The organism is Mesorhizobium sp. M4A.F.Ca.ET.090.04.2.1, assembly GCF_003999085.1.
Taxonomy (GTDB): Bacteria; Pseudomonadota; Alphaproteobacteria; order Rhizobiales; family Rhizobiaceae; genus Mesorhizobium.
In genome coordinates this window covers 1-3,628 of sequence record NZ_RZOT01000583.1, presented here as the reverse complement: position 1 = coordinate 3,628, position 3,628 = coordinate 1, and the positions used below count along the sequence as shown (strand labels likewise).

Here is a 3,628-nt window from a genome sequence, read left to right as displayed (position 1 = left end):
GGCGAGGATATCGGAGGCAATGCGCAGGTCTTCTCGACCGGCGACGCCGACGGGCTTTGCCAGTGGACCGGGCGCGGCATCCTGCCCGTCAACTGGACGGCGCATCCGACAGCGCTTCTGCCGCTGTGGCTCGCCGATGAAAACGGCGCGCCCTATCTCGGCGACCCGCGCCGCGCGCTCGCCCGCATTCTCGACCGCTACGCCGCGCTCGGCCTGACCCCGGTCACCGCGACCGAGCTCGAATTCTACCTCGTCGACCCCACGTCGCAGCGCCCCGTCGGTCCGGTTTCACCGATCACTGGCCGGCGCCTCGATTCCGATGCCGCGCTCTCGATCGACGAGATCGACGATTTCGAGGCCTTCATCCATGACGTCTACGAGGCCTGCCGCATGCAAGGCATTCCCGTCGACACCGCGATCGCCGAGAACGGCGTCGGCCAGTTCGAGATCAACCTCAACCATGTGCCGGACGCCTTGCGCGCCGCCGACGACGCCGTTCTGTTCAAGCGCACCGTCAAGGGCATCGCCCGCAAGCACGGCTTTGCCGCCTGTTTCATGGCCAAGCCTTATGGGGAGCGCGCCGGCAACGGCTTCCATGTCCATTTCAGCGTCATCGATAAGGACGGCCGCAACATTTTCGACGACGGCAGCGACCAGGGCTCCGACACCATGCGTCATGCAGTCGGCGGGCTGCTTGCGGCGATGGCGGAGAGCACGCTGGTGTTCGCCCCGCACTTCAATTCCTATCGCCGGCTGCGGCCGCGCTCCTACGCGCCGACCGCGGTTGCCTGGGGCTACGAGAACCGCATGGTGGCGATCCGCATTCCCGGCGGGCCCTCCGCGGCGCGCCGCATCGAGCATCGCGTTTCCGGCGCCGACGCCAATCCCTACCTGGTGCTGGCGGCAATCCTGGGCGCGGCGCTGATCGGCATCGAGAAAGAACTGTCGCCCGGCGAACCGACCGGCGGCGAGGGACAAGGGCTCACGCTGGCGAAGCTGCCGCCGGACTGGGCCTCGGCCATCGCCAGCTTCGAAGGCGGGCCACTGGTGGCGGAGATCTTCCCGGCCACGCTGCGCCAGTCCTTCGTCGCCTGCAAGCGCCAGGAACTGAACACCTTCGCGCTCAACGTCAGCGACTTCGAGATCGAGACTTACCTGGAGAGCGTCTAGAGCATTTCCGGGAAACGGTTCGGCGGCGATTGTCATCAGCAGGTGGACGCTCAAGCGACGGTTGGCTCTTGCCAATCGCGCCCCCTGGCAGCAATCTCAGCTCAACAGCCGCGCATGGGAGTGAGTGTCGGCGTGAGGGGATTTTGCCATGACCCGCGATCAGATGCTCGCTCACCTCCGATCCGCTGACGCCGTTGCCCGCGACACGGCCGCGCATGGCCATCATCCGTTCGGTGCGGTGCTGGTCGGCCCGGACGACCGCGTGCTGATGCGGCAGGGCAATCTCGACACGGTGCGCCATGCCGAGACCGAACTCGCCCGGCGCGCAGCGACCGCCTACCGGCCAGAGTTTCTCTGGACCTGCACGTTGGTCACGACGGGCGAGCCCTGCGCAATGTGCACAGGCACGCTCTACTGGGCGAATATCGGCCGGCTGGTCTACGGCTTCGAGGAGACCGACCTCCTGGCGCTCACCGGGGATCACCCGGAGAATCCGACGATGAGTCTTTCTTCGCGCACCGTACTCGGCTCCGGCCAGAAAAAGATCGAGGTCTTTGGCCCTTTCCCCGAAATCGCGGACGAGTTGCTCACACCACATCGCGATTTCTGGAATCGCTAACAAGCACCACGCCATGCGACGGTCCTCCCTGGACGATCGTCGCTCCGAATTCCCATTTGCTTTCCGCTGATACCGTTCGGCGGCAGGCTACGCGGCAACGCCTTTGTTTTCGATGGAGCGAGCTATCGTCTGGAGCCAAATACCGGTTCATCGTGATCAGACGCTTGCCGGCCTCTCGACAAGGTCAGTGACGAGGCGATTGAGGTCATCTTAGCTTAGCCTAACGAATGTCTACAAGTTTGATAGACATTTGAGTCGGAGCAAGTCATACTGCCCTTCCAGTGCCTGGCCTTTTCGCATTCGTGTTCGAATGATCAGGAGATGACGATGACGCAGACATTTCTGGAGATCGTTCCAGATCCCATCACCATCAGGCCGGTGCAATAGACCAATCAATTCACCAAGGGCGCGGGGGCGTTGACAGCATGGATTGCTGCCGCGATCGAGGAGGAAACCGATGACCACACGCCTGCTGCCCGCCCTGCACGAGGGCCATGCCCCAATCCAGTTGCATGGCGCCTTCGACGAGGCTCTGGAAGCCTACCAGGCCTGGACTCCGGGCACGGACGAGCCGCAAGTCGAGTTCGAAGGCCGTATGATCCCGATCAGCTCGGTCTTCGGTCGCATGCGGACCTGCACCGACATCCTGCCTTGGCGCATCGAGGCCGATGTCCTGGACACCGTCGGCGGCATGTTGCCCGCCGGCGGCGAAAGGTCGATCACCTACGCCGATGCCGCGCTCGTCCTTCGCGCCCTGTGCGTGGATCGCCTTCGCGACGACGACGGCGTCCGCGTTGCAGTGAGATGAGGTCATTGCGCGTCACCTGAGGCCGTCCAAACCTGACGCCTTGGCTGCACGCACCTGCAAGAGGCAGAAAGCGGGACCGGTCGTACCGGTCCCGCTGGTCTGCGTGTCATGAAGCAAGATACGCGGCACGTTCGATCGCGATCATCCGAACGGGCCGGCGGTGATAGAATCTCAAGCCGGCATTGCCACAGCGCTCGGCACGGGCGTCAGCGTGCCGCCCAGGCCAGCCCGCGGCGCAGGATGGTCCGCATCTGCGGTACCTCGAACTCCTTGGCCACATGCCCCAACGACGAGTAGAACACCCGACCCTCGCCGTGTCGGCGCTTCCAGACCACCGGCATGACGACGCCGTCGATCCACGGCGCGTGCGCGCCGGTGAAGGTGGTGGTCGCCAGCACCTCGTTCGAGGGGTCGACATGCATGTAGTACTGCTCGGAGCGGTAGCGGAAATCGTCGATGCCGCTCATGATCGGATCGTCGCGGCGGGCGATGTCGACCCGGTAGTCGATGATGTTGCCGGGATGGGCGACCCACTGGCCGCCGCACATGAACTGGTAGTCAGTCGATTCGCGAAAGGCGTCGCCCATGCCGCCATGATAGCCGCCAAGGCCGACGCCGCCCGCGATTGCGGTGGTGAGGTTGGACTCCTCGGCCTTGGTAAGCTTGGACATGGTGTAGATCGGCACGATCAGGCTGAGATCGGCGATTGCGGGATCGGCGAATGCCGCGGTCGAGGTCTCGACGCGAACGGCAAATCCCTCTTCCTCGAGCATAGTCTTGACGGCGCGCGCGCCGAGTTCCGGCTCATGGCCCTCCCAGCCGCCCCATACGATCAGTGCCTGCCGCATCTTCCGCTCCTTATGCTTAGCCGCGCGGCCGGACCTGCGGCATCGCGACGCCGCCGACCATCGCTGCAAAGTTCTGCCGAGTCGAGCTGAAAGACCGTAGGGTGACAAACGAAAACGGCCCGCGCGAGGCGGGCCGTTTTGTATTTGGTTGCGGGGACAGGATTTGAACCTGTGACCTTCAGG

The 3,628-nt window shown here is 64.3% G+C and carries 4 protein-coding genes; 3 read left to right on the top strand and 1 reads right to left on the bottom strand.

Annotation, left to right across the window (positions count from 1 at the left end; translation table 11 throughout):
• From EN781_RS28560 to EN781_RS28545, 3 genes are all read left to right on the top strand, one after another.
• Nucleotides 1-1,170, top strand: a 1,170-nt coding sequence (locus EN781_RS28560) for a glutamine synthetase family protein (protein ID WP_145965680.1), incomplete at its 5' end; no start/stop codon positions are given.
• A gap of 148 nt (nucleotides 1,171-1,318) precedes the next feature.
• On the top strand, nucleotides 1,319-1,789 hold the full coding sequence (locus EN781_RS28555; RefSeq protein ID WP_126058160.1) for a nucleoside deaminase: 471 nt from the start codon (nucleotides 1,319-1,321) through the stop codon (nucleotides 1,787-1,789).
• 457 nt (nucleotides 1,790-2,246) lie between these two features.
• The gene (locus EN781_RS28545; RefSeq protein ID WP_126058159.1) at nucleotides 2,247-2,597 is read left to right on the top strand and encodes a hypothetical protein; all 351 of its coding nucleotides are present in this window, start codon (nucleotides 2,247-2,249) and stop codon (nucleotides 2,595-2,597) included.
• Nucleotides 2,598-2,803: 206 nt separating this feature from the next.
• On the opposite strand, the gene EN781_RS28540 is transcribed toward EN781_RS28545, so the two are convergent.
• Complete coding sequence (locus EN781_RS28540) at nucleotides 2,804-3,445, bottom strand: ThuA domain-containing protein (RefSeq protein WP_126058158.1); 642 nt, start codon at nucleotides 3,443-3,445, stop codon at nucleotides 2,804-2,806.
• Nucleotides 3,446-3,628 lie beyond the last annotated feature (183 nt).

Coding starts and splice junctions, on each gene's coding strand:
- EN781_RS28555 (WP_126058160.1), top strand. CDS start 1,319: ATGACCCGCGATCAGATGCTCGCTCACCTCCGATCCGCTGACGCCGTT.
- EN781_RS28545 (WP_126058159.1), top strand. CDS start 2,247: ATGACCACACGCCTGCTGCCCGCCCTGCACGAGGGCCATGCCCCAATC.
- EN781_RS28540 (WP_126058158.1), bottom strand. CDS start 3,445: ATGCGGCAGGCACTGATCGTATGGGGCGGCTGGGAGGGCCATGAGCCG.